We start from the raw sequence: 24,784 nt of genomic DNA, 5'->3' as shown, positions 1-24,784 counted from the left end.
CATGACAGAATCGATTAAAAAAATTGCCCTAGCTTATTCAGGGGGGCTTGATACTTCCGTAATGATTCCTTGGCTGAAAGAAAACCATCAACAAGCAGAAATTATTGCTGTGATTTGTGATCTTGGCCAAAACGAAGATCTTGCTGCAATTAAGGAAAAAGCGATCAAAAGCGGTGCTTCAAAGGCCTATGTGGTGAATGTGCAAGAGGAGTTCGTAAGCAATTACCTTTGGCCACTCGTTAAAGCAGGCGCTCTTTATGAGAACCAATATGTTCTGGGAACCATTTCCAGACCATTGATTGCCCAAAAACTGGTTCAAATTGCGCTGCAAGAAAAAGCAGAAGCGGTTGCCCATGGCGCCACAGGCAAAGGAAATGATCAGGTAAGATTCGAGTACACCGTTAAAGCGCTTGCCCCACAACTTCAGATCATTGCCCCTTGGCGATCCTGGGAAATTAAATCCAGACAGCAAGCCATTGATTATGCAAAAGCTCACGGCATTGAAGTGCCCGTCACACCAAAATCCCCTTATTCAAGGGATCATAATATTTGGTACATCTCTCATGAAGGGGGTGTTTTAGAAGATCCAAGTCAAGAAAAACCAACCGATTTACTGTTAATGACTAAGGAGATTGAAGATACGCCAAATCAACCTGAAATAATCAGCATTGACTTCAAGCAAGGTGTACCTGTTGCTTTAAATACCATTGAAATGAACCCAATTGAACTTTTAGCTGAACTCAATAAAAAAGCGGGTCTTCACGGGATTGGCGTTGCAGATATTGTCGAAAATCGATTAGTGGGGATGAAAATCAGAGGTATTTATGAAGCACCAGGCGCCGCTGTGCTTTATAAAGCGCACCAAATGTTAGAAAGCCTTTGCTTAGATCGGGCAACTCTACATCTAAAACAATCTTTACAACAAACTTATGCCAATTTGGTTTATGAAGGACGATGGTTTTCACAAACCAAAGAAGCATTAGATGCTTTAATCGATGTCACCCAAAAACACATTACTGGAACAGTCAAATTAAAACTGCTTAAGGGCAACATCATTCCTTGTGGCATGCAATCGCCTTTCAGCTTACACAATCCGGCATTGGCAACCTTTGAAGAAGACAGTGTTTATAACCAAAAAGATGCAGAAGGATTTATTAACTTATTTTCTTTGTCTGCCAAAGTATATGGCATGGTGCATAAAGGGGGGGAACATGAGTAATAAAACATGGGGAGGGCGGTTCAAAAAGTCACTCGATCCAAGGGTTGTGAAATTTAACGCCTCTCTTCTTTTTGATCACATCCTCTATCAGCATGATATTGCCGGCAGTAAAGCCCATGCACAGATGCTTGCCCGCCAAGGGTTGATTAAGGAGGAAGAAGCTCAAGCCATTGTCACCGCACTGACTGAAATTGCACACGAAATCGAGCAAGGTCAGCACCCGCTCGATGAATCCTGCGAAGATATTCACATGTTTATCGAGCATTTGCTCGTTAAAAAAATCGGAGATACCGGCAAAAAACTTCATACGGGTCGCAGCCGCAATGATCAAGTCGCTCTTGATTTAAGACTTTTTACACGTGATGCCTCGGCAAAGATAACTGCCTTATTGCAGGAGCTAAATGATACGCTTATCAATTTGGCCAATAAACATGCCAATGATTTGATGCCGGGTTATACCCATCTGCAACAGGCACAACCCGTGTGCTTGGGGCAATTTTTTGCAGCCTACCTTTCCATGTTTCAACGTGATTTAAGCCGCCTGGCCGATTGTCAGGCGCGATTGAATTTTTCTCCATTAGGGGCTGGAGCATTGGCAGGGTCAAGCTTGCCTTTAGACAGAACTTGGGTGGCTCAGACCTTGGGGTTTAGCGGCATTATCGAAAACACACTTGATGCAGTGAGCGACCGGGATTTCGTCATTGAGTTTTGCGCGGTTGCTTCAATCATCATGACGCATCTCTCCCGTTTAGCCGAAGACTTAATTTTATGGGCGACCCAAGAATTTGCTTTTGTCACTTTGGACGATGCCTTTGCAACTGGATCTTCGCTGATGCCAAATAAGAAAAACCCAGATGTTTTGGAACTCATTCGAGGGAAAGCAGGACGGGTCTTTGGGCACCTTATCGGCATATTAACGCTCATGAAAGCCCTCCCTCTTGCCTATAACAAAGACATGCAGGAAGACAAAGAAGGGTTATTCGATACCGTTAATACCTTGACTGCGTGCCTCGAAATCATTTCGCCCTTCTTGGAGAGCTTGCATTTTAATACCGAATGGATGGCAAAAAAAGCAAAAGAGGGCTATTTGGATGCGACCGCTATTTTGGAATCCTTAGTCATCAAAGGTATTCCCTTCAGGGATGCCCATCATCAAGTGGGCATCTGGGTTAGTCAAGCACTTGAAAATAACTGCTCACTTGCTGAGATTTTGACGGAGAAAAAAAATGGCTTTCCTGATGTTAGCTGATGGCACGCTTTTTAAAGGAGAGGCTATTGGCGCCCCTTCTTATGCATTAGGTGAAATGGTATTTAATACTTCTCACACAGGCTACCAAGAGATTCTGACTGATCCCTCGTATCATGGCCAAATCATTACCTTCACTGTGCCCCATATCGGCAATGTCGGCGTGAATAAAGATGACAATGAGTCCAGTAAAATACACGCTGCTGGTGCAGTATTTAGGGATTTTTCAGAGCACTTCAGTAACTGGCGCGCCCAAGATAGCCTCAACAATTTCCTACTTAAGCATAATCTTGTTGCCTTAAGTGGTGTTGACACACGGGCACTTACCTTACATTTGCGCGAAAAAGGGAGTCAAAATGCCTGCTTAGTCACATCTGAGGCAATAACAACTGAGAAGGCACTCGAACTCGCACGAAATTGTACCCGCATGAAAGGTGCTAATTTAGCCGCTTTGGTCTCCACTAAAGAACCTTATCTTTACCATGATCCACAAAACAGCAAAGCGCATATCATTGTAGTGGATTGTGGCGTAAAGCAGGGGATTTTAAAGTCTTTAGCCCAGTATCCCGTTAAAATTTCGGTAGTCCCAGAATCGATCCATTTTGCTGAAATTAAAGCCCTTTCACCCGATGGCGTGCTTCTTTCGAATGGTCCAGGTGATCCCGAAAGCTGTAATTCCGTAATTCAATTAACTACGCAACTTTTGCAGCAGCAGATACCTGTGTTTGGTATTTGTCTTGGCCACCAAATATTAGCACTTGCTGCGGGAGCAAAAACGAAAAAAATGAAATTTGGCCATCATGGGTCGAATCATCCAATTAAGTGTTGCAAAACAGGGGCTGTATTCATTAGTTCACAAAATCATGGCTTTGTCGTCGATGAGGTTTCTTTGCCTGATCACCTAGAGATTACCCACACATCCTTATTTGATGGAACAATTGCTGGTATTCGCCACCGTCAAGCACCTGCATTTTCATTTCAGGGTCATCCAGAAGCAAACCCAGGCCCTAACGAACTTAAGCTCCTATTTAACCAGTTCATCCATGAGGTGCAATATGCCCAAAAATACTAAAATTAAAAACATCCTGGTCATCGGTTCAGGACCTATCAACATTGGCCAGGCTTGCGAATTTGATTATTCCGGTACCCAAGCCCTAAAAGCACTGCATGAAGAAGGTTATCGCGTTATTTTAGTTAATTCGAATCCTGCTACAATCATGACCGATTCCGAACTAGCTGATGTAACCTACATCGAACCCATTACCAGCGATTACATTACTGCAGTGATCGAAAAAGAACGCCCAGATGCGCTCATTGCGACTTTGGGAGGCCAAACCTCACTCAATTGCGCCCTAGAACTTCATAAGAAAGGTATTTTAGCCAAGTATCAAGTTGAACTGATCGGTGCTTCTATTGACGCGATCACCCTCGCCGAAGACAGAACCCTCTTTCATAGAAAAATGCATGAGATATGTTTGGATGTGCCGCAAAGTTATACCGCCAATACATTGGAATCAGCCATTGATATTATGGAGCAAATAGGCTTACCTCTCATTGTTAGGTCTTCCTTTACCTTAGGGGGGGCGGGGGCTGCTTTAGTTCACACTAAAGAAGAGGCCATTGCGATTTTTAAGCAGGCGTTTACCCAACCTCAAGAAATTTCCATCGATGAAGCCCTGATTGGTTGGAAAGAATTTGAACTGGAAGTTGTTCGTGATAAAAACGATAACTGCATCGTTGTTTGCGGAGTAGAAAATTTTGATCCTCTAGGCATTCACACTGGAGATTCGATTACTGTCGCGCCTATTCAAACATTAACTGATGATGAATACCAAACCATGCGCGATGCAGCCTTTACTGTGTTGCGTGCTGTCGGTGTTGATACAGGCGGAAGTAATGTTCAATTCGCTGTCAATCCGCAAAATGGTAGAATGGTCGTTATTGAAATGAATCCCCGTGTTTCACGGTCATCTGCTCTTGTTTCCAAGGCAACAGGCTTTCCCATTGCCAAAATTGCAGCCAAACTTGCTGTTGGCTATACTCTCGATGAACTGCGAAACGAAATCACCTCAGGATTATTGCCTGCTTCATTTGAGCCGAGCATCGATTATACCGTCGTTAAAATTCCCCGTTTCCATGACGAGAAATTTAATGCCCAAGAATTATCGCGTGGCCCGCAAATGCGCTCGGTTGGTGAGGTCATGGCGATCGGTTCGACTTTTGCCGAGAGCCTACAAAATGCCATTTTAAGTCTTGAAATCAACAGCTTTGGCTTTGACCCTTTAGAAACGTTAGACGATACGACATTAAAACTGGAATTAAAACGGCATACCCCTAAGCATCTTTGGTGTCTTGCAGAAAGTTTCCGTCGAGGCTTTACGGTGGAGGAAGTCCATGCTGCTTCTTTTATCGATCCTTGGTTTTTACATCAAATCAAGTCGCTGGTTTGCGCCGAGCAAAATCTCGTTGGCAAAACCCTTTATGATCTCGATCAATCAGCCTTATTGAAATTGAAAAAACAAGGCTTTTCCGATCAACACATCGCCAAAATGACTCAAACCACCGAAAAAGCAGTGCGCCAATATCGGCAAGAACTGGCGATACATCCGGTTTATAAATGCGTAGATAGTTGTGCGGGTGAATTTAAAACCGAAACGGCTTATTTATACGGCACCTACCAAGATTATTGCGAATCCAAAGTAAGCGATAAAGAAAAAATCATGATCATCGGTAGTGGGCCTAATCGTATCGGTCAGGGGATTGAGTTTGATTATGTTTGTGTTAAAGCAATTCAAGCATTTGTTGCTGCGGGCTTCGAAACAATCATGGTTAACTGCAACCCTGAAACGGTGTCTACTGATTATGACGTTGCCGATAAGCTTTATTTTATCCCACTTACTTATGAAAAAGTTTTGGATTTAATTGACAAAGAGCAGCCTTCTGCGATTGCCTTACAGTTTGGCGGGCAAACCCCATTAAATTTACTTGAAGCACTTCATCAAGTAGGAGTGCCATTGTTGGGCTTAACAAGTGATATTGTCACAATCACTGAAGATCGAGACAAATTTAGTGCTTTAGTACACAACTTAGGTTTGAAGCAACCTAAAAATAGAGCAATCCACAGCCTTGCTGAACTTGAATCAACTTTAGAGGATCTGCAGTTCCCTTTAATTATTCGCCCTTCTTTTGTTCTTGGAGGACGCGGTATGGAAGTAGTGAATAATAAAGAAATGTTACAAGAAAAGCTCGATGCACTGTTTAAAACCACTGCGCATGCTGTCTTACTTGAAGAATTTCTTGCAGGTGCTATTGAAGTGGATGTTGATGCAGTTTCAGATGGTGACGAAGTGTTTATTCCAGCAATACTCGAACATATTGAAGCTGCTGGAGTCCATTCGGGAGATTCAGCTTGTATCACGCCACCTTATCGACTCTCCCAGGCAATGATTAATGTGATTCATCAACAAACGAAAGAACTCGCACGTGCACTTAAAATCAAAGGGCTGATGAATGTTCAGTATGCTGTAAAAGGCTCGGACGTCTTTCTAATCGAAGTCAATCCCAGAGCCTCAAGAACCACCCCTTTTATTTGCAAAGTAACAGGAATTCCTTTAGTGGAAGTTGCAGTTCGTTGCATGCTTGGCCATTCACTCGAAGCTCAACAATGCTTAAGTCCGGTCAACTTGCCTTATTATTGCGTGAAAGAAGCAGTCTTGCCTTTCCGTAAATTCCACACCTCATCACCCGTCTTAAGCCCAGAAATGAAAGGCACAGGCGAAGTGATGGGAATTGGCAGCACACCCTATGAAGCCTATTTGAAAGCTCAAATTGCAGCTGGCCATGACTTTAGTCTCGGGCAATCGAATAGCGTATTGGTCTCAGGCCTTACCGCTGATGATGAATTGCTGACTGCTTTAAAGCAAGCAGGTTTTGCAGTGCATGAGGAATTGGAGGACTCAAAAATTCCTGATTTTGTTATTGCAATTGACGGCTCGCAAGCCAATTTATCCTATGCTTTGCAACATAATCTTCCTTATATCACTACCCGGGAAGCCGCAGTCATGCTGTTACGAAGCTTAATTCATTGTAAAAAAACTTCACCGCTTATCATGCCGCTGCAATCTCTCTATAAGCAAGTTAAACATCCCAGCAAAACAAGGCATGTTTTAACTGGATTAGAGTTAAGCAGTGAAGAAATAATGGCAATCCTCAAGCTGGCAAAACAACTCAAACAAAATCCAGACCATTTTAGCCATATGCTCGCAGGAAAAAGCCTTACAATGATTTTTGAAAAACCTTCTTTTCGAACGCGCTTGAGCTTCACTCGCGCAATACAAAGCTTGGGTGGTCATGCAATTGAGAGTGTAAACAACACGAGAAAATCAGAGGAGCCTTGCGATTTAATACGTGTGATAAATGGCTACTGTGACTTCGTCATGGTAAGAACTCATGATGATGAGATATTGCGAGAAATGGCCACCTACGCCACTGTTCCCATTATCAATGGGTTATCCGCCTTATATCATCCTTGCCAGATACTTGCTGATTTTCTCACACTTTTAGAACAGTTTGGCCATTTACAAGGACTTACATTGGCATACATTGGCGATGGGAATAATATTTTGCATACACTTTTGGAGCTTGCGCCATTATTAGGTATAACAATAAATTATTGCTGTCCCCCCAATCATCAGCCTGATTCTAAAGTTGTTGCCCATTCATCAGAAAAACACAAGCTACTGATCAATCACTATGATACACCTCAAGCCGCTGTTCATCATGCACACGCTGTTTATACCGATGTCTGGACAAGTATGGGATTTGAGCAGCAGCGTGCGGAAGAAGATTTCACTGGTTTTCAGGTGAATGAAGCTTTGATGGCCTATGCGAAGCCAGAGGCAATCTTTATGCATTGCATGCCTATGGAGCGAGGAAAAGAAGTATCGGAAGCATTACCCGATGCCCCTGCTTCAGCCATTTTTGCTCAGAGTGAAAATAGGTTGCATGTGCAAAAGGCGCTTTTGCTTTTCTTGCAAGAGAACAAATAAATGGCCTACCTCCTCCCCAATCCTGGGGAGGTATCATTATCCGAATCCTCAATGAAATTGCTCAGTGGTTTTTTTCTTACATGGCCTTCTTTTAGAGCTAATTTTGCCTCTTCGAGTAAAGGATCATTTCCTACAGCATGAAGGATTTCTTCACCGCCATCATGCGAGTTATCTTTACCGGAGATAATATTATCACTCGTTGCTTGGAAGGCTAAATGACCATATGCAATCAAATTAATGCTGTCTGGAATAAACGCCAGTCCAGGAATAGCGCACACCTCTTCATCCGGGTAAGGCGGGTCACCACACATCTCCTTAATTTTAGCAATTAACTCTTTGTAAAAATCTTCGCAATAATTCAGGTCAATACCAAAAATATGAATATCAGGCATGCCATGCGTATGGCAACCAAACAGGTATTTTTTCATAATTTCACGGGTATCATTAAAATTAAGGAACAAAACATCATTATCAGAATACAACCCCTCTCGTTGTACTACTTTCATGAGTCTTAAGACATCAGTTGCATAAACTGTATCACGCACCTTCTTGGTCTCTGTTAGCCGGTGTATGACCTTTTTTGCAAAACCAATCAAAAATTCATCGTCAAATTTTTCTTCTAAACACTCTTCAATAATTTTTATTTTAATGCCATGCTCCTTTAATAAGGCAATTTTATCGGCAGTTCTTTCTGCACAAGCTTGATTGACAAAAAAAGTTAACTCATCTTTAGGTCTAACTTCTCTTTGAAAAACCAACCGATTGACGATTTTATCAGGGAGAAGACCGTCAGGATGAATCCATATTTTTGAATGTTTAGTAAGATTAATGGGCATATTCATTCCAACAAAAATGGAAATTTTGCTAAAACCTGCCTTGTAATATTAGACTATCCCCTGATGTGTTGCATATCAAACTTAAGTTCAAGCTCAGAGTTGAGACAGGCTGCAGTGTTTAGCGTATAGACTAATTTTTTAATTTCATTCTTTCGCAGAGTCTGCTAGTATTTTTTCGCAAAATATAACTGGAGAAACAAATTATGGCCATTATTAATGGTAATCGTTCTACTAAGAAAGAAAAAATTAAAGCTGAAATCAGTGTTGATATTCTAAAACAAATCGAACAATATTGCGCCTGGGCAAAAATTGATGATGTCGGTTATTTTATAGAAGAAGCGGCCTACTTTGTTTTTGCTAAAGACAAAGAGTGGAAGCAACACCAAAAATCGTTAAAAAAAGCGGCGAAAGAAACAGCTTAGTGATTTGTGGTTGTTTTAAGGCTCATGGCGTAGCATTTGTTCGATCAGCATCATGTCTTCAACAATGAAAATGGGAAATGGATTTTGTTTTTTCAATTCTAAGGAATACAGGGATCTCTGCTTATTCGGCCCTAACTAATGCTCAAGCTGGAGCCAAATTTTTAAATACCAACCGCGCACTGCCCGCGCTCACAAAGCACTAATTCCAATCAATGTTCGATCAAGAGCTATTCTGGTATATCTGCGAAAATTCACTCAAAAACGGAATACCGACTAGCTCTTTATTAGAGCAAAAATCTGCTCAAAATGTATCGATTAAATGGGATTGCCTATTGATTTCACATAGACAATTCCCCTATAATGGATAAATTTTAGACCTTTCAGATAATTTTTAGACTTGTCATTAAAGGGACAGTAACGCCTCAGGGATGAACTATGATTTTCTTGTCTCGGGAGCGCAAATGCCAAAACCAATAAACCTGACAGATATTTTTTCACTCTTACAACAAGATCCCGTTGAAGAAAAAAACCATTTCTTATTTCTACTGGGAACAGATACTGTTTTCACGCCGCGTCCTACCATTTCGCTCGTGGATCCTGTTGCAAAAAAATCCTATGAACGTGGTGAAACCCTTTCTTACGCTGCTCAAGCAGTCGTTTCACTATTGGGCGAGCAAGAACAAGCAGAAGTTGGTGCAAAAAATGACCCTTTATCTTACTGTTCCCCATCTGTCGACGTCGTCAATGGCCCAACGACATTAGGATCCGAAGTTGGTGAGCGTATTGCCTTAGGGGTTTATTTAGCATTACGCGCTGTAGCCAACGGTAAAGAAACATTGGAAATTCCTTGTCATAGCCGCGGTGCCGTTGAAGCAACCATGGTGATGAGTGAATTAAAGCGTATCAAAAAAGCATTGCAAGAGGAACCGCATAAACCGCTACATGAAATTCTTTGGGCTGCGCCCGCTACAGAAGGGGATAACACGTACATTGCGGAAGCAATGAGGAAGTTTTTTAAACCGTCAGAAAATGAAACTTTCGAGTCGCGTCAAAAATTATTAGAAAGACTCAATAACTTAAAAGTAAATCCTTTTTTAATTGACCCGGTCCCGGGAGGCAGTAAATTTGGACTGAAAAGACTTCGCTGGCATAGTCCAAGATTTTATGAAGAACCTGATTGCAATAATTATGTCTTACTTCTCTGCCGAGATGAGAGAACCTGCTGTTTCACTCCTATCGTACCAAAAGGGATGCAACCTTTGATCATCCCTGGCCATCACGGGACAGCGAGTGGTAATCGCTATAACCAGCAAGGTGTCGAAGTCCCTGGCACAATTGAAAAACGTAACACGACGGGAGTACAAGACCTCGTGTTATATAAATTATTTTATTTCTTCAATCAATGCACCAACGGTCGATTTAACTCAGATCGATGCCATGTACTCAATCTCGAGCATGAATCTCTTGATCGGGTTGTTAACGATTTTCTTCAGGCCGATGAGAAAGGCCGTTGCAAACAATTATTAGATAAATACTTAGAGATTCGTGAGAACAATGATGCTTACCGCTATTTCACCCAAGGTTCTTACGCATGGCTGGGGGCACAATACGCGGTAGACAAACAAAGGTTTGTTCATTTCCGCGGCCATAACCATCAACGCATGGAAGATGTTGCGCCCACTCTGCATGAAGATTTTATCAATCAAGAGCATGCGTTGCTCTACCTGCGCAACTATATCCAATTTGATGAACTCGCTAAAGCCCCAATGCATGTAATGGTCGGTGCCGTTACAACTGCGCTTAAAGAAACTATCGACAAAATGTTAGAGTCGACGGAAATGCTCACTTTCAGTGATAATGACGCAGAAATAGAAGAAATGGCATCAAGGACTGCTACAAAAGCAGAAACATTAAAAATTTTGCGGCTTCTACAAAATGAAGGAGGGCGTAAGATTTTCTTTAGCGGCCTATCGATACTCATAGACACGATTAGTCAAAAATATTTACGAAACAATCTTAGTATTGAGGAAGACAAGGCATTAAGAGAAGTCATAGAGCAACCATTTCGCCTATTAAAATCGGCAAAAGAAGCCGCGGCGGCACGAGAAGAAGCCTTTCCGGTGCAATACAAGCAGATTCTTGACCAATGTGATGACATGATCCAGGAAGGCGCTAAACGCACCATTGAAGCGCATTACAATTCCACTATCCAACAAGCTGATGCTTTAAGGGCACAAATAGGGCACCGATTAGCTCCAGCAGAACATTTCACAGTTGTTTTCCAGGGCTTTGTTGAGAACCTAACCAAGGGTGATAATATTCCTGAAAAACTCGCATTAATTCAACGTCAATTAAGAGAAGTGAAACCAGTTAGTATAGAAGGGATTCAAGGTGCTATAAATGACGCTATTTCATCCTTAGGTGAGTTACAAGAAGAAGAACTTCTAACCTTAAAAGCATTCATTGCAAGCAAACAAGCAGAGTTCTTACAACCGTGCTTTGATGCGCATCTAACTTCCGCAAACGATTACCTGATCAATCTCGAGCGTCTCTATAAACTAGCGCGTACTTTGCGAAACGATTATCCTTCATTGCAAAACTTAGTCTCTGATAAAAGAATAGAGGTCGTACCAGACCAACTTCATTTCCGAGAGCTCGCACTTATCGAAGCGGGAGGAGCATTACTCAAAGCATTGGTTGACGAAAGGAAAATTGATTTACGCCAGCAACCTGATTGCATAAGTCAAGAATTCTTCATGCTAATTAAACAAGAAGCCGTTAAATTCGGTGCTTCATTACCAGAAGTTGAAGATTTACGAGAGCAATTAACCGCACAATTAAGACAAATCGCTAAGCTTGAAGAAACCATTGTAGGGAATCATAGAGCAGCTGAAGAAACCAGGCAGTCGATCGAAAACCTAAGAGCCAAACTCCTAGAAGCGTCATCCGCACTCGAAGGAAAAAATATTGAAATGGGCCTTCAACTCCAGACAATCGAATCCTTGCAACGGCAAGTTACAAGCCATGCCGCCCAAATCGAAAGAATAAGAGTAGAGACTGCAGCTCAAATTGAACGGGCTGGGCAAAATGAGGCTGGCAATCGCCAAACAGTGAAGGCCTTGTTGTCTAAAGAAGAAAAAAGCAAAGCTTTGCTAATTGATGACAAACTACTTCCACCCACTTATGAGTATCTGGATCATCTGTTAACACAGGCTCGAAAGCATAGACCTGAATTACCAAACAACTTCGATAACCCTCTTCCCTACCCATCGCAAGATAATTTTTCATCGGCCGCGGAGAAAGAAGCGTACTATCTCATCGCTGATAAATATAATTTTGTCTTTGGATTGAAGACGCTATTGGAGGATACTGAAAACTATCCTCTCCCAAGCGACAGAGTGAATAATTTCAGCGAAGCACTTCAGAAAGAAAATAAATTAACTATTCACCGTGATGAAAAGTTGACCCGATACTTGAAAACTTGTTTTGCAGTATTAGGCATTATCGCTACTGGAATAATACCCGGAATAGCAGCTTTAGCAATTTATTCCTTAGTCAGCCAAAAAAGGAATCCTTTATTTTTTAACCATTACACTCGCGGAGAAGAGTATATTGCAGGATGTGAACGAGAATTGGATATAGCCAGTCCCAGTGCTTAATTAGGCTGGTTTGTTCCGAATGATACCGTCCAGTAACTAAATTCTAATTCGAAGCGTGATTAGCCCTCGTGGGGACAGCAGTAACCCGTGTTTCTATGTTTAGATTCCTGGGTTACGGCTGCGCCGTACCCAGCCTAATTCATTTTGTGAACCCCTTTTTCTCTGTGCTGGACAAAAATTCATGAGGCTATCTCCACCTGAGGCTTTGGTATCAATTGGTAAATGATCTGTTTAAATAATTTTGTTTTAAAAGGTGTTGTAATCAGGTCTCTAATTAAATCGAGCCCATAACGAAAGAATGAAAACTGTGGACGTTTTTGTTTTCGGACTGTTTTAAGAGGGATAGCCTTTTTATCAGCGCGCCACTCGCCAACTTTATGTGCCCAAGCAAAGCCAACGGCGAGGAATGCAATAATTTTTTCAATGCGTTTTATTTGGGTGACATGAGTATCTTCAAATCTGAAACCTCGTCCTTTTAGTGCTTGGAACAGGCATTCAATTTCCCAGCGGCGAAGATAACATGCAATAGCATTTTTGGGATTTCGGTTAGTTATGATAATCATCAGCTCGTCACGTGAGTTCTTACTTCCAGCTAAGTAAAGAGGCTGACCAAAGAGATGAACACGTATATCAAAAATCTGTTGTTGATAAGGTGCCAAATGATTGAATAGTTGTGCTGAGGTTTTAAACTTCTTTCGCCCAATACAAACATCCATGTTGCCTTTTATTCGCATATAAAACGGAATATTTTCGTCAAGTAACCAGGCAATCAGCGTTTTATTGGGAAACTCCCGATCGGCAAGAATACCTTGAATAGAATCATTGCCAAATGTTTTAATAAACCTTGAGATCAATTCAATTTGCTCTTTGCCTGTGGTATTCCCTGCTTTTCTCAGTAATTTCCAAAAAATGGGTATAGCAATGCCTTCATAGCAAATTGAGAGCATAAATATATTGATCTTAGCTTTACCAAAATACCAGTTCGTGCGATCAATGCTCAAATATAATCTATCTTCTGGTGTAAAAAATAGATGAAAAAGCCAGCGAGCTATCTGAGTAAAATCAAAAGAAAAACCAGAGAAAAATCGATAAATCCGCTTATAACGCGATTCAATTTCCGTTGCTGCAGGCATACTAACTGCTATTTCCCTAAAATTGATCGTTCGGCATATAAATAACCCAATAAGGGCTTGTGCAAAAAAATCAATCCGTGACTTGTGCCAATTTAACCGCTGCTTTAATATTTAACGCAACTCGCTGATTTCTTTCATGTATACCTCCATTTCGCGAATCGAAGTATACTTATTTCCTTTTAAATCAGCGAGTTACTTTTCCATTCCATAACTAATCAGCATGTTCACTTTAGCTTTTTGTCCAGCACAGAGCCCCTTTTTGTCCATTTTTAAAGCCTTAATAATGTCTTAATTTTTTTCAGGTAAAATGCGCAAATTATTTTCAATTTGTAGGAGTATTTTCAATGCAATCCAGTCAAGAAACAAGACAAATGATAGAGCAAGACAAAACCTCAACCGTAGTTTCTGAGGAAGTTAGTTATTCATTCTCAGAAGCCGGTGATGGCATGGATGAATCCCCAGCGATTGATGAAATTAAGTCTGTCTCTCCAGAAGCGGATGAGGAACGTGTTGAAGGTAAAAAAAGTTTAGCTGAAGATCACGTCATTCAAGAAATGATTGCTACTGAACGGTCATATAACGAAGCGTTAGGATTCCTAAATTCTGTTTTGTCACGTCCTGATCTAGTCAATGACATTCCCGTATTAGTGGAATTTAAAGAAATTGTTCCTCAATTAAAAATTATATCAGACAAGCTCCTTGAAAACGTTGAAAAAGCTGTTTTATTCGAAGCTGATCCAGTCGAGATCAGGAAATTAAGAGAGCAACGAACCCAATTATTAAAAGCCTTTTTTAGTCTTTATCCTAAGTGTTGCAGCCTTTATACCGCTTTTGCTAAAGAAGACGCAACCAACCCTAAGCTTTTTCAGGACATTAAACAATACGTGACTCTTAACAATTCGCTCCATCTTGATTTAGCTTCCTTTCTTATTCAGCCGTTTCAACGAGGTCCTCGTTACTCAATGCTGATAGCTTCAGCTATTTCTTCAACCAAAGGACTGTCCTCAGATCAAATTGAAGATCTTTCCCACCTCCTAAAAACCGTTCGGGAGAAACTATTGGTTGCAAATTCTTCAATGCCTTCTACGGTGGTAAAACCTTATGAGGTTGGGGATTTGGTGCTCCGCCCACTCTATCGATATTTCACACAAGCTTCGGAATCTGTGACACCAGCACCTGTTTCTCCCAAGAAAGAGGAAAAATCAAGACCTGCTTCTTCCGTACCAGTGAGTGAATCTTTAGAACAAATTAATTCGGGCTCAGCTGACACTGCGAATGTTGGTTCAGATATAGAAGCAGCAAAATCTGCTGAGACCGCTGTGGCTAAACCAGAGAGCCGTCGGTACCATTTCGGTGATTATACCCGAAGTTTTTTAGGTTCCATTTGGTCAAAACCCGCACCTCAGCCTGCGCAATCTTCCCATACAGATAGTGCAGAAAAAGAATTAGAAGAAACAGATGATCTCGATGAAAACTTTGTCGTAGTCGATAAACCTAACAATGGCATCCCAATGTAGCCATCTAGGATGGGCTCGCAGGACTCTGCGAGCCTTTAACTCCTCTTTATTAAGGCGCTTACAATATTATCATGAAGAAATTGACAGCCTTAAACATCGAAACCCTTGTCCTAGTTGCAGTTTGGAATCCGCCCTTTATTTTTCAAGGATTCTTTAAAATCACTGAGCTCCATGGCGAGAATAGCGTACTTTTTTTCTTCAGGTGTCAATCCAATCACCGAGAACAAATGGATATCCTCCATCATGATTTTTCACCTTATGATTATGAACTGACTCATTTATATAGTGAACTCAATCTAATTCCACTGGACATGCTCGATGATGCACAGGAGCAGGCTTTGTACTTATTGAAATATGCTTTGCATAAAACCTTAGAAGAAATGATATCGAGCAGAAAATTGCATTTTGCCTCCATTGATGATGTCGCCATGCAAGCGATGATTAAAAAAATTAAACCATTTTTAAATGGCGAAATCGCTTTGCCAGACGATGAGCATATTGGGTTTGCGGTCGCTATGGATTTTTGCCCAATAGAACAGACTGGGCATTTAGCCGCTTTGACTTTGCTTAGACAATTAGAACGTCAATAAATTAGGGTGTCTTTTGGCAATTACTAACATCCCTTAGAATTTCCAGTGATAGACTATTGTCAATAAGTAAGTTAAGTTAATCATAAATTCCATTCTGAATATCTTATGATTACTGCGTACTTGAGTGAAGAAACTCTGAAAGCCTATGAGATTAAGGAAGATAATCTTTCTTTATTGAGAGACGCAATCTGGATTGATCTACTCCGGCCGACTCGAGCAGAAGAGTTATTGTTAGAAAAACAATTAGCCATAAGTATACCCACCCGGGAAGAAATGACCGAAATTGAACTATCTAGCCGTCTTTATAAGCAGAAAGAGGCATTATTTATGACTGCTTCGATGATTGCCCAATCAGCGTCTCCCGATCCTCAGCATGATGTGGTTACTTTTATATTCACTAGAAAACAGCTCATTACTATACGCTATATTGAACCTCAGGCATTTAAATTGTTTATCTCCCAGCTGCACAGTGTCGATTTTGTTCCAAACCGTGCCGCCACTGTGCTTATAGAATTACTTGAGGCGACTATTGATCGATTGGCCGATATTTTAGAAGTGATTGGCCATCGCCTCGAAGAATACTCCAAACATATCTTCAGACCTGATTTAGCCGTTCAGGGCAGCGAAAAACCCAACTATCAGAATTTAATTCAAAAAATTGGCGCCAACGCGGATTTAAATACTTATGCACGCGAATGTTTGGTTACATTTAGCCGTTTAATTCCCTTTTTTGGTCAGTCAGTAGGCACTGAGCTAGATACCGAGGAACATGCACGGCTTGGAACTTTAAGCAAAGATATAGGTGCCTTGAGCGACCATGCAAGTTTCATTTCAAGCAAAGTCAATTTTCTTCTTGATGCCACTTTAGGGATGATTAATATTGAACAAAACGCCATTATTAAAATATTTTCAGTTGCAGCTGTTATCTTTCTCCCTCCCACTCTCATCGCAAGTATCTACGGAATGAATTTTCGTTTTATACCTGAGCTTAACTATAAGTGGGGTTATTTCTTTGCCATTGGACTCATGATTTTATCGGCATTAATCCCATACAAGTATTTTAAGCGGAAAAAGTGGCTATAAGGCTAACTTGCTGCTGGAGGCACTGGCCCACCGACACCAAATAGGCTTAGTATTAATAAAACTAGGAAAACGACAATAAATAAAAAGAATAAAACTTTAGCAATATCGACAGCAGTTGAGGCAACGCCTCTGAACCCGAATATCCCTGCAACGATTGCAACAACTAAAAAAATCAGAGCCCATGTTAACATGATTAAACTCCCTTTATTCAATTAAACGGCATCCCTATTTAAATAGTAGGCATGAACAACACTTTTGTAAAATTCTTTTGCTCAGTTTTTCTTAGTAAAACCCAGCGCCTTAAGCCGATCTTCTATCGCAGGGTGAGTGGAAAATGCATTATTAAATGATTTCACTGGATCAATACTGGAAGGGTCAAATAGATAGGAGGATTGCCTTATCTGCTCATGCGCCGTATTCCCATATTCTTGGATATACTGTTCTGCATGAAGTTGATTATCTTCCGAGATTTTTAGTAAAGCGCGTGCCATTGGCTCATTATCCCTCATTAGCTCAACAGCCCCTGAATCGGCCATGTATTCACGCGTGCGGCTTAAAAAGAGCGCTAACACAACGGTAATTAGAGGCAGTAAGTAACGCAATAAAATAATGACTAAGGCGAATTGATTTTGGTCTCGCTTATTATTGCTGTTATCTCGGCCAAACACGAAAGAATAAAACAAAATATCGACAACAATAAGCAAAATATTAGAAAGTACGGCTACCATGAGAGTAAGCTTAATATCATGATGACGAATATGGCTTAATTCATGCGCCATAACAGCCTGCATCTCGGCACGATCCAACTTTTCCATTAAACCCCGCGTTATAGCAACCATTGCCGATTTTTCGCTATAACCACTTGCAAAAGCATTCATATAATTTGCTTCGATAAGGTAAACTTTGGGCATGTATCTTAAACCTGCCGCCACTTTCATCTCTTCAACAACGTTATATAATTGCTTTTCTCGGAGATCCCTTGCGTTTTCTGGGGTAATTTCATGCGAATCGGTGCCTAACAACATAATTTTGTCATACATTGCATAGGTAATGAGTAACGAAATGACGGCGAAGCTAAACATAAGCATCGTTGCATAAGGCGTCGCCTTTAAGGTGACTAAAGCAAGGAATGATTGTTCAATCGATATTTGTGGGTACATTTCTTCTAAAACAATGGTATCCACGATGAGACCAACTATAGTGTAGATGATAAGAAAGAGCGCAATAACCCACCGGGTTTTGCGTTCATTTCGTCGTAATTGTAAACGCCAATCGCCCACGGAGGCATGGTAGTCGGATAAAGGCATAAATGAACTCAAAATTTAACAGTGTAATCTTCACGTGCCTTAATTTGCTCTTCAGGCAGTGACCAATATTCGAATGCTTTATCCAATTTATCGCGGAAAAAATTCACGACGATGGATTCAAAGAATGATTTTTTCTTAGCTTCATAGCGCTCCACACTGTCGTTGTATGCCTGTTTCGCATAAGCGAGCTTATTCTCCGTATTTACTATTTCTTCCTGCAATTGCAAAACGTTTTGGTTGGCTTTGAGATCAGGGTATTGCTCAAACACAACATTTAAATGGGAGGCAATTTGTGAGATACCATTTTCGGCATCCATCCGAGCTTTTTCATCTCCCGCAGCTTTTGCGGTTTGAGCTTGATTTCGCAGCGCCACAACATCTTTCAGAGTGGTCTGCTCATAATCCATGTACTTTTTAACAGTCTCTATCAACGATTCGAAAACTTTGTACCGCCGGTCCAACTGAATATCAATTTGTCTTTTGTTGTTATTAATGGTTTCAATCAAACCAATTAGGCTGTTAAAAATGCCAACAACCCAAAATACTAAAAGCGCAGCTATGATTAGAATCGCAATCAGAAAGGTACGCATCATTCCATCCTTTTTAATTTTATCCTCAATAAGTTATAGTCCTAAAAGTGGAAAAAAATCAAATTGGTTGGAATAAGTCCAGTGCTCTCCATCTAGCAAAGCAACAACTAGGAAGTAACCTCTTGAAAAATCTTTAGCCGTGGTTGCCGCTTAAGCGTCAACCTAGCTGCTTGTGTGAAGCAACCTAATCAATTTTAATTTTTTCAATTGGTGGCCATAAATGATAAAAATGGTGAACCGGGCCAAAACCTTTGCCTATTTTCTCATCTTTTGCAGCGCCAATCGCACGGGAAATGTAAGCTTTAGCCATTTGACATGCCTCAAAAACATCAAATCCAAGAGCCAAACATGAAGCTATAGCTGCCGAGAGAGTGCATCCTGTGCCATGCGTATTTTTAGATTGAATTCTTAAGCTTTCCAACCAATACTTATCACCATATTTATTAAGGAACAGATCATTCGAATAGTGATCTTTTAAATGGCCGCCTTTTAACAAAACATTCTCTGTTCCCAATGCTAACAGCTGTTGCGCCATCTCAGACATATCTGGCGAACTCATTGCTCCTAGTAAAGCCTCAGCCTCAGGTAAATTGGGCGTAATTATTGTCGTTTGGGGTATAAGGCACATTTTCAAAGCATCTAATGCATCTGGATTCAATAGAGGATCACCACTCTTAGCAACGGTCACAGGATCTAGCACAATAGGAATCCCTTGAGCATATTTGCCAATAAAATTAGCTACAAGTTCAACTATTTCTCTTTTAAACAACATGCCAATTTTAATGCTGTCCGGCCTTATATCGTCAAAGATTGCATGTAATTGCTCATTAATTGCCTGCAATGGCAGTTCATAGCAGGATCTCACACCTTGGGTATTTTGCACAGGTAAGGCCGTTAACACTGTCATCCCATAACATCCAAAAGCGGAGAACGTTTTCAGATCAGCTTGAATACCGGCTCCTCCAGAACCATCAAATCCTGCAATCGATAACGCTTTGTGTCGCATACTCATTTCATTTCCTTGTCAAGCATCACACGCATATTCGCCCATTTTCTCAACAGGTAGAACAAATTGGTTAAATAAATCCCAATCCGGTTTAAATAAGCGATCCACAAATACCTGCCTGAAACTGCCTGGCTCTTGGGTTTGCTGATACGCTGTTTGGCCACACAAACCAAAATAAGCCGTCGCAAGCAGGGATGCATTATACTTGCTTTCACACGTTGCAGCAAAAGCAGCGATGACAGCGGTTAATGTACAACCCATTCCAGTGACTAAAGGCATCAATGGTGAACCAAAAGGAAGATTCATTTCTTCTGAACTATTAGTCACCAAATCAATGGGCCCACTGACGACAATCACTTTGTGCAAGGAAGAAGCGAGTGTTTTTGCTGCAGCGGCTGCCTGATTCACACTTCGAGATGCTTCTACTCCTTTCGTTTCACCCGCTTCATCAACCAAAGCCAAAATTTCACTCGCATTACCGCGAATAATATCAGCATAAGCAAGGAATGATTTTGCAGCCTCAGTGCGTAACTGACTTGCTCCAGCACCCACAGGATCTAGGATAACCGTTTTTTTTTGAAACCTTGCGACCGTTGCTGCTCGCTGTGCTCGTTCACAGAAACGCTCATCAAGGGTTCCGATGTTGATGTAAACGGCTTGACTAATGTTCACAAGCTCCTCGACTTCCTCGAGAGATTGAGTCATTAATGGGGCTGCGCCTAACGCTAATAAACTATTGGCCATCAAATCCATGGTTACAAAATTAGTTAGGCACAAAACCAAAGGCTTGCTTTGACGTAAATTTGCCATGGATATCTTAAGTTCTTTAATCAGATTGTGCATTATTTCTCCCAACATCAGTGTGCATCGAAGAATCAATTAATTGGCGTAAATGAGTCGTCATGAGGCTAGGATCAGGGGCATCATGCAATTGGCCAATAACCGCAACGCCTTTCGCACCGGTCATCATCACCTCATGGATGTTGTATTGATTTATACCACCAATCGCAATGACCGGATGCAATGAATTTTTAACCAAAGAGTTTAACCCTTTTAATCCCCAAATTGTACGAATATTTGCTTTATTGATTGTTGGGAAAACTGCGCTAGCAGCAACATAATCTACTCTGCTGGCATTAGCTCTGATTAAGTCATCTTCTGTTTCAATGGACAAACCTAGCCATTTGTCAGCCCCTAAGCGTTGACGAGCATGGACTGGGCAGCCATCGGATTGCCCTAAATGTACTCCATGTGCACCGACCTCTAAAGCAAGGTCAACATTATCGTTAATGATTAGTGGGACTTGGTAACTATCTAACAACACTTTAAGTTGCAGGGCATAATCCAATAAGAATTCGGGTGAAGCCCCTTTCTCGCGGAGTTGAATACTTGTAACCCCAGCCTCGACACATTCTTTAATAAACCGTAGATAATTATCAATAGGCCGGCCTTGCCGATGGGTTACTAGCATAAGTTTGTAAAATGGTGTAGTCATCGTTTTTCAACAAAAATAAATGTGGCCTAGCACTGGGTTTATACTCTGATTCTGAGATGTAACAACCTTGTTACATAAGAGTGATATAATAGCGCTGAAATGAGTTATTTCTAAATAGTATTGCCTATGAACACAAAAAGAAATCATATTCTAATCATCGATGACGACAAGGAAATTTGTTTATTGATAAGCGACTATTTAACACAACATGGCTATAAGACAACTTATGCCCATAATGGGAATCACTTAGCACCTTTGTTGCGCGAAAATAATTTTGATTTGATTATTCTTGATATCATGCTTCCCGGGCCAGACGGTTTGAGTTTATGTAAAACCATTCGCCAAACTTATGATATTCCCATTTTTATGTTAAGTGCTGCAGACAGTACAGCCGATCGTGTTGCCGGATTGGAGCTGGGCGCTGATGATTACATTACTAAGCCGTTTAGTGCACGTGAATTATTAGCTCGCGTAAAAGCGCAATTAAGGCGCACCAATGGTGAATTGCCAACAAGTAAACGGTTGAGTCCCATGACAAGATTACGCTTTGCGAATTGGCAATTAGATAGGGAAACACATTGCCTTATTGATGAGGATGAAATTGCAATCGCATTAAGCCAGCGCGAATACGATTTGTTACTCATCTTCTTAGAACATCCAGGACGCATCTTAAGCCGTGACCAACTGACCGATTTATTATATGACAGGGATTGTGATCCGATGGATCGTACCATTGATGTCTTAATCGGCCGTTTGCGTAAAAAAATCGAACTGGATCCGCGCAACCCTGACTTGTTAAAAACAATTAGAGGCGGCGGTTACCAATTACAAGCCCAAGTAAGTTCATCATGAGCAAGTTGACCTCTTCTGCCAAAAAAACCTATGCCATGCTGATCACGGGCAATATCCTTGTTTTATTGGCCTCCATTATCCTGATGCAATACTTCATCTTCATTGCGTTAAGGCCCGCTATACCGCCTAATACAGTACCGGCAATCATCAAACTGGTTCATCGGCTACAATCGAAGCCTGAATCCAATTGGCCACGGATATTGCAGAAACAAAAAATTCCCTGGTCAAAAATGACCTTATCAGAAACTCCACTTTATCAAGATAATGCCTTATTAAATTTACAACCTCCTATCGTTTTTGATTTATTGAAACAACATAAACAATTGCAACTTTCCGTTTTTATTAAAGAAAAAGCTTGGCTTAATTTCAGCCTTATCCCCCCCCAACACAACCACATGAGTTTGCGAATAGCGTTGGCTGTTGCCCTTTTAGGATTATTATTCATGTTTTTTTTAATTAATTATTGGGCAGTGAAAAACCTCAATCAACCAATCCAGACTTTAATACAAAGCCTTAAATACAACGAAAGCCAGGAAAATTGGCTCCCTATCCCTGTAACTGGGAACAGTGATCAACGCATGCTCTTTACCCAAATTAATGCCTTACAAATGAAAATGAGCAAACTCCTACAAAACCGCACTCAAGTGGTCACAGCTATTTCCCATGATCTACGTACCCCTCTAACCCGGTTGAAATTACGGATGGAATACCTTAGTGAAAATGAACATTTCGAAAAAATGATGCGAGATATCAATGACATGGAAATGATGATTCGAGAAACCTTAGATTATTTCAAAGAAGCTCATGATGAGGAAAAAAAGCAACGTTTCGATCTGGTTGCAATGTTGCAATCTCTCTGTGAAGACACCGCAGATTTGAAATTTGATGTGCTATTTGAATCAAATGCAAATAAACTGATTTTTTTTGGCTCTCTTAATCTGCTAAAACGCGCTTTTTCTAATTTGATCAATAATGCCGTCTATTACGGGAAACATGCCCAAGTCACTCTTGATAAAAAAGCAAACCATGTCGAGATTTCCATAGAGGATAAAGGTACGGGCTTAAAGGACAATGAAATTGAGCGCGTTTTTCTTCCTTTTTACCGAGGCGAAACATCCCGTTCACGAGAGACAGGTGGTGCCGGGTTAGGATTAACCATTGCCAAAGAGATTATCCAACTTCACCAGGGAAAAATTACCTTGTCCAATCGGGTGGAAGGAGGTTTAAAAGTTTTAGTAATTTTGCCGTTGGATATGATAAAGAATTAAACTATACAATAACTGGCTCCAATACTCTCAAGCACCAATTGTAAAGGGGCATCAAGTATTTTATGATTTTATGAAAATAATTTTAAGAAATGGACTTTCCTATGTTAAAAAAAGCTTCGTGGCTAGCACTGTTTTCCTTTAGTTGCCTGTTAAAAACCCACGCTGCCCCCCCGCTCCCTTCGAGTTATATGCCGGTTGTTGATAAAGAGAGTTTTCAAACTGTTCTAGAGCGCATGTCCAATGCCAAACAAGGTATCAACGATAAGCAACAAACCCTCCTCAATCAACGCTATGATTTGCGCAACACACCGTCAAAAGACACTATGACAACCGGAAAACCCATTCAAGAGGGTGTTCGCGTCAAACTCCCTGCTGGTGTCACGTGGGATGATTTAGCCAAAATGACACCGGAGCAAATTAAAGAAAAGGGCTTATTTCCCCAGGGATTCCTTCCATTACCCCACCCCAATCATGCCGAAGGCGGGATGCTTTTTCCAAAGTTTGCTATTGATGAAATTAACAAACAAGAAGGGCGTGATCTGACTCGTTTTGATCTGGATTTTGACATTCCCGATCATTTTTTGCCTCCCTACCCAGCCCCCATTTACTTGACTACGCGTCCCGATCTGGGTGACGTATCCCAAGGCAAGTTAGTGACTATTGAGAACTATTTTGAACTATTCAATGGCATCCTTAATCCTAAACAGCTGGAAGGCTTAAGGCTACTTGTTACACCATTCCCGCAACAGCAATTCAACCAAACAGCAGATCGCCGCACAGTAAAACCTAGCCGTGGCGTTGCCTGTTTTGACTGTCACGCAAATGGCCATACAAATAAGGCAACTCATTTAGTCGGTGATATACGGCCTCAGGAATTCCGCCATCGCATCAATACCCCCACTTTAAGGGGTGTTAATATTCAACGTTTATTCGGTTCTCAACGTGCGCTTAAAACGGTGGAAGATTTTACTGAGTTTGAACAACGCGCCGCCTATTTTGACGGAGACCCCGTCATCGCCACCAAAAAAGGAGTGAACATTCTTGAGCGTGGCAGCCAAGTTCATTTCATGGCCGAATTCCAAGAAATATTGGATTTCCCACCCGCACCTAAATTAAAGTGGGATGGAAAATTAGATCCCGCCAAAGCCACTCCAGCCGAGTTAAGGGGACAAGAGTTGTTCTTCGGTAAAGCCCAATGTGCAACTTGTCACACACCACCTTACTATACAGACAACACGATGCATAATTTACAAACAGAACGCTTCTTTAATCCACAAATGATAAATGGGCTTAAAGCAGTGGGTGATGGTCCAATCAAAACCTTCCCCTTGCGCGGAATTAAAGATTCTCCGCCTTATTTGCATGACGGCCGTCTATTGACCTTGGAAGATACTGTTGAGTTTTTCAATTTGGTTCTTGGGCTTCAGCTCAACTCACAAGAAAAACAAGATCTAACCGCGTTCATGAAGGCATTGTAAATTAATGTAGATCCTGTAGGTCAGACTTTAAACTG

19 protein-coding genes and 2 pseudogenes are annotated in these 24,784 nt (G+C 41.1%); 13 read left to right on the top strand and 8 right to left on the bottom strand.

What is annotated here, in order from left to right; translation table 11 throughout:
* Nucleotide 1: 1 nt before the first annotated feature.
* From LMI_RS02585 to argF, 5 genes and pseudogenes are all read left to right on the top strand, one after another.
* A complete protein-coding gene (locus LMI_RS02585; RefSeq protein WP_045098407.1) occupies nt 2-1,219 on the top strand; it encodes an argininosuccinate synthase in 1,218 nt (405 codons plus the stop codon).
* Nucleotides 1,212-2,468, top strand: coding sequence for an argininosuccinate lyase (argH, locus tag LMI_RS02580; protein ID WP_045098406.1), 1,257 nt, complete (start codon nt 1,212-1,214; stop codon nt 2,466-2,468). Before LMI_RS02585 ends, argH begins: the two co-directional genes overlap by 8 nt.
* Nucleotides 2,446-3,537: a glutamine-hydrolyzing carbamoyl-phosphate synthase small subunit gene (carA, locus tag LMI_RS02575; RefSeq protein ID WP_045098405.1), complete on the top strand. Its 1,092-nt coding sequence runs from the start codon at nt 2,446-2,448 to the stop codon at nt 3,535-3,537. Before argH ends, carA begins: the two co-directional genes overlap by 23 nt.
* Nucleotides 3,509-6,355, top strand: a pseudogene (carB, locus tag LMI_RS15565) (carbamoyl-phosphate synthase large subunit); the annotation flags it as partial. The gene carA and the pseudogene carB, both read left to right, overlap by 29 nt.
* 261 nt (nt 6,356-6,616) lie before the next feature.
* Nucleotides 6,617-7,513 (top strand): annotated as a pseudogene (argF, locus tag LMI_RS15850) (ornithine carbamoyltransferase); the annotation flags it as partial.
* A gap of 5 nt (nt 7,514-7,518) precedes the next feature.
* Here argF and LMI_RS02565 read toward each other — a convergent pair.
* The gene (locus LMI_RS02565; protein ID WP_052679421.1) at nt 7,519-8,349 is read right to left on the bottom strand and encodes a hypothetical protein; all 831 of its coding nucleotides are present in this window, start codon (nt 8,347-8,349) and stop codon (nt 7,519-7,521) included.
* A 203-nt stretch (nt 8,350-8,552) separates the two neighbouring features.
* On the opposite strand from LMI_RS02565, the gene LMI_RS02560 reads away from it, so the two are divergent.
* Entirely contained in the window at nt 8,553-8,771 is a 219-nt protein-coding gene (locus tag LMI_RS02560; protein WP_045098404.1) for a hypothetical protein, read from the top strand.
* Nucleotides 8,772-9,232: 461 nt separating this feature from the next.
* Nucleotides 9,233-12,430, top strand: coding sequence for a hypothetical protein (locus tag LMI_RS02555; protein ID WP_143001013.1), 3,198 nt, complete (start codon nt 9,233-9,235; stop codon nt 12,428-12,430).
* A 179-nt stretch (nt 12,431-12,609) separates the two neighbouring features.
* Here LMI_RS02555 and LMI_RS02550 read toward each other — a convergent pair whose 3' ends face one another.
* Entirely contained in the window at nt 12,610-13,575 is a 966-nt protein-coding gene (locus LMI_RS02550) for an IS4 family transposase (RefSeq protein WP_256324297.1), read from the bottom strand.
* A 332-nt stretch (nt 13,576-13,907) separates the two neighbouring features.
* On the opposite strand from LMI_RS02550, the gene LMI_RS02545 reads away from it, so the two are divergent.
* From LMI_RS02545 to LMI_RS02535, 3 genes are all read left to right on the top strand, one after another.
* Nucleotides 13,908-15,080, top strand: a complete 1,173-nt coding sequence (locus tag LMI_RS02545; RefSeq protein WP_045098401.1) for a RhoGEF domain-containing protein — start codon at nt 13,908-13,910, stop codon at nt 15,078-15,080.
* A gap of 71 nt (nt 15,081-15,151) precedes the next feature.
* Entirely contained in the window at nt 15,152-15,670 is a 519-nt protein-coding gene (locus LMI_RS02540) for a hypothetical protein (RefSeq protein WP_045098400.1), read from the top strand.
* Between the two features lie 105 nt (nt 15,671-15,775).
* On the top strand, nt 15,776-16,753 hold the full coding sequence (locus LMI_RS02535) for a magnesium transporter CorA family protein (protein ID WP_045098399.1): 978 nt from the start codon (nt 15,776-15,778) through the stop codon (nt 16,751-16,753).
* Nucleotides 16,754-16,755: 2 nt separating this feature from the next.
* Here the strand turns inward: LMI_RS02535 and LMI_RS02530 are convergent, their stop codons facing one another.
* From LMI_RS02530 to thiE, 6 genes are all read right to left on the bottom strand, one after another.
* On the bottom strand, nt 16,756-16,944 hold the full coding sequence (locus LMI_RS02530; RefSeq protein ID WP_045098398.1) for a DUF1328 domain-containing protein: 189 nt from the start codon (nt 16,942-16,944) through the stop codon (nt 16,756-16,758).
* Nucleotides 16,945-17,025: 81 nt separating this feature from the next.
* The gene (gene htpX, locus LMI_RS02525; protein ID WP_045098397.1) at nt 17,026-18,060 is read right to left on the bottom strand and encodes a zinc metalloprotease HtpX; all 1,035 of its coding nucleotides are present in this window, start codon (nt 18,058-18,060) and stop codon (nt 17,026-17,028) included.
* A gap of 8 nt (nt 18,061-18,068) precedes the next feature.
* Nucleotides 18,069-18,650, bottom strand: a complete 582-nt coding sequence (locus LMI_RS02520; protein WP_045098396.1) for a LemA family protein — start codon at nt 18,648-18,650, stop codon at nt 18,069-18,071.
* Between the two features lie 184 nt (nt 18,651-18,834).
* Nucleotides 18,835-19,662: a bifunctional hydroxymethylpyrimidine kinase/phosphomethylpyrimidine kinase gene (gene thiD / locus LMI_RS02515; protein WP_349267099.1), complete on the bottom strand. Its 828-nt coding sequence runs from the start codon at nt 19,660-19,662 to the stop codon at nt 18,835-18,837.
* A gap of 12 nt (nt 19,663-19,674) precedes the next feature.
* Nucleotides 19,675-20,499, bottom strand: coding sequence for a hydroxyethylthiazole kinase (gene thiM, locus LMI_RS02510; protein WP_231852209.1), 825 nt, complete (start codon nt 20,497-20,499; stop codon nt 19,675-19,677).
* Complete coding sequence (gene thiE / locus LMI_RS02505) at nt 20,483-21,151, bottom strand: thiamine phosphate synthase (RefSeq protein WP_045098395.1); 669 nt, start codon at nt 21,149-21,151, stop codon at nt 20,483-20,485. Before thiE ends, thiM begins: the two co-directional genes overlap by 17 nt.
* Nucleotides 21,152-21,277: 126 nt before the next feature.
* Between thiE and LMI_RS02500 the strand changes: the two genes are divergently transcribed.
* From LMI_RS02500 to LMI_RS02490, 3 genes are all read left to right on the top strand, one after another.
* A complete protein-coding gene (locus LMI_RS02500) occupies nt 21,278-22,003 on the top strand; it encodes a response regulator transcription factor (protein WP_045098394.1) in 726 nt (241 codons plus the stop codon).
* Nucleotides 22,000-23,271 (top strand): sensor histidine kinase, encoded by a 1,272-nt coding sequence (locus tag LMI_RS02495; protein WP_045098393.1) that lies wholly within the window; start codon nt 22,000-22,002, stop codon nt 23,269-23,271. The genes LMI_RS02500 and LMI_RS02495 overlap by 4 nt, the downstream gene beginning before the upstream one ends.
* Before the next feature lie 101 nt (nt 23,272-23,372).
* Nucleotides 23,373-24,749 carry a cytochrome b6 gene (locus tag LMI_RS02490; RefSeq protein WP_045098392.1) on the top strand — a complete coding sequence of 459 codons (1,377 nt, stop codon included), beginning with the start codon at nt 23,373-23,375 and terminating at the stop codon, nt 24,747-24,749.
* Nucleotides 24,750-24,784: the final 35 nt, after the last annotated feature.

The sequence above is a fragment of the Legionella micdadei genome (assembly GCF_000953635.1).
Lineage (GTDB): Bacteria > Pseudomonadota > Gammaproteobacteria > Legionellales > Legionellaceae > Tatlockia > Tatlockia micdadei.
This window is presented reverse-complemented; position numbering and strand designations above follow the sequence as displayed.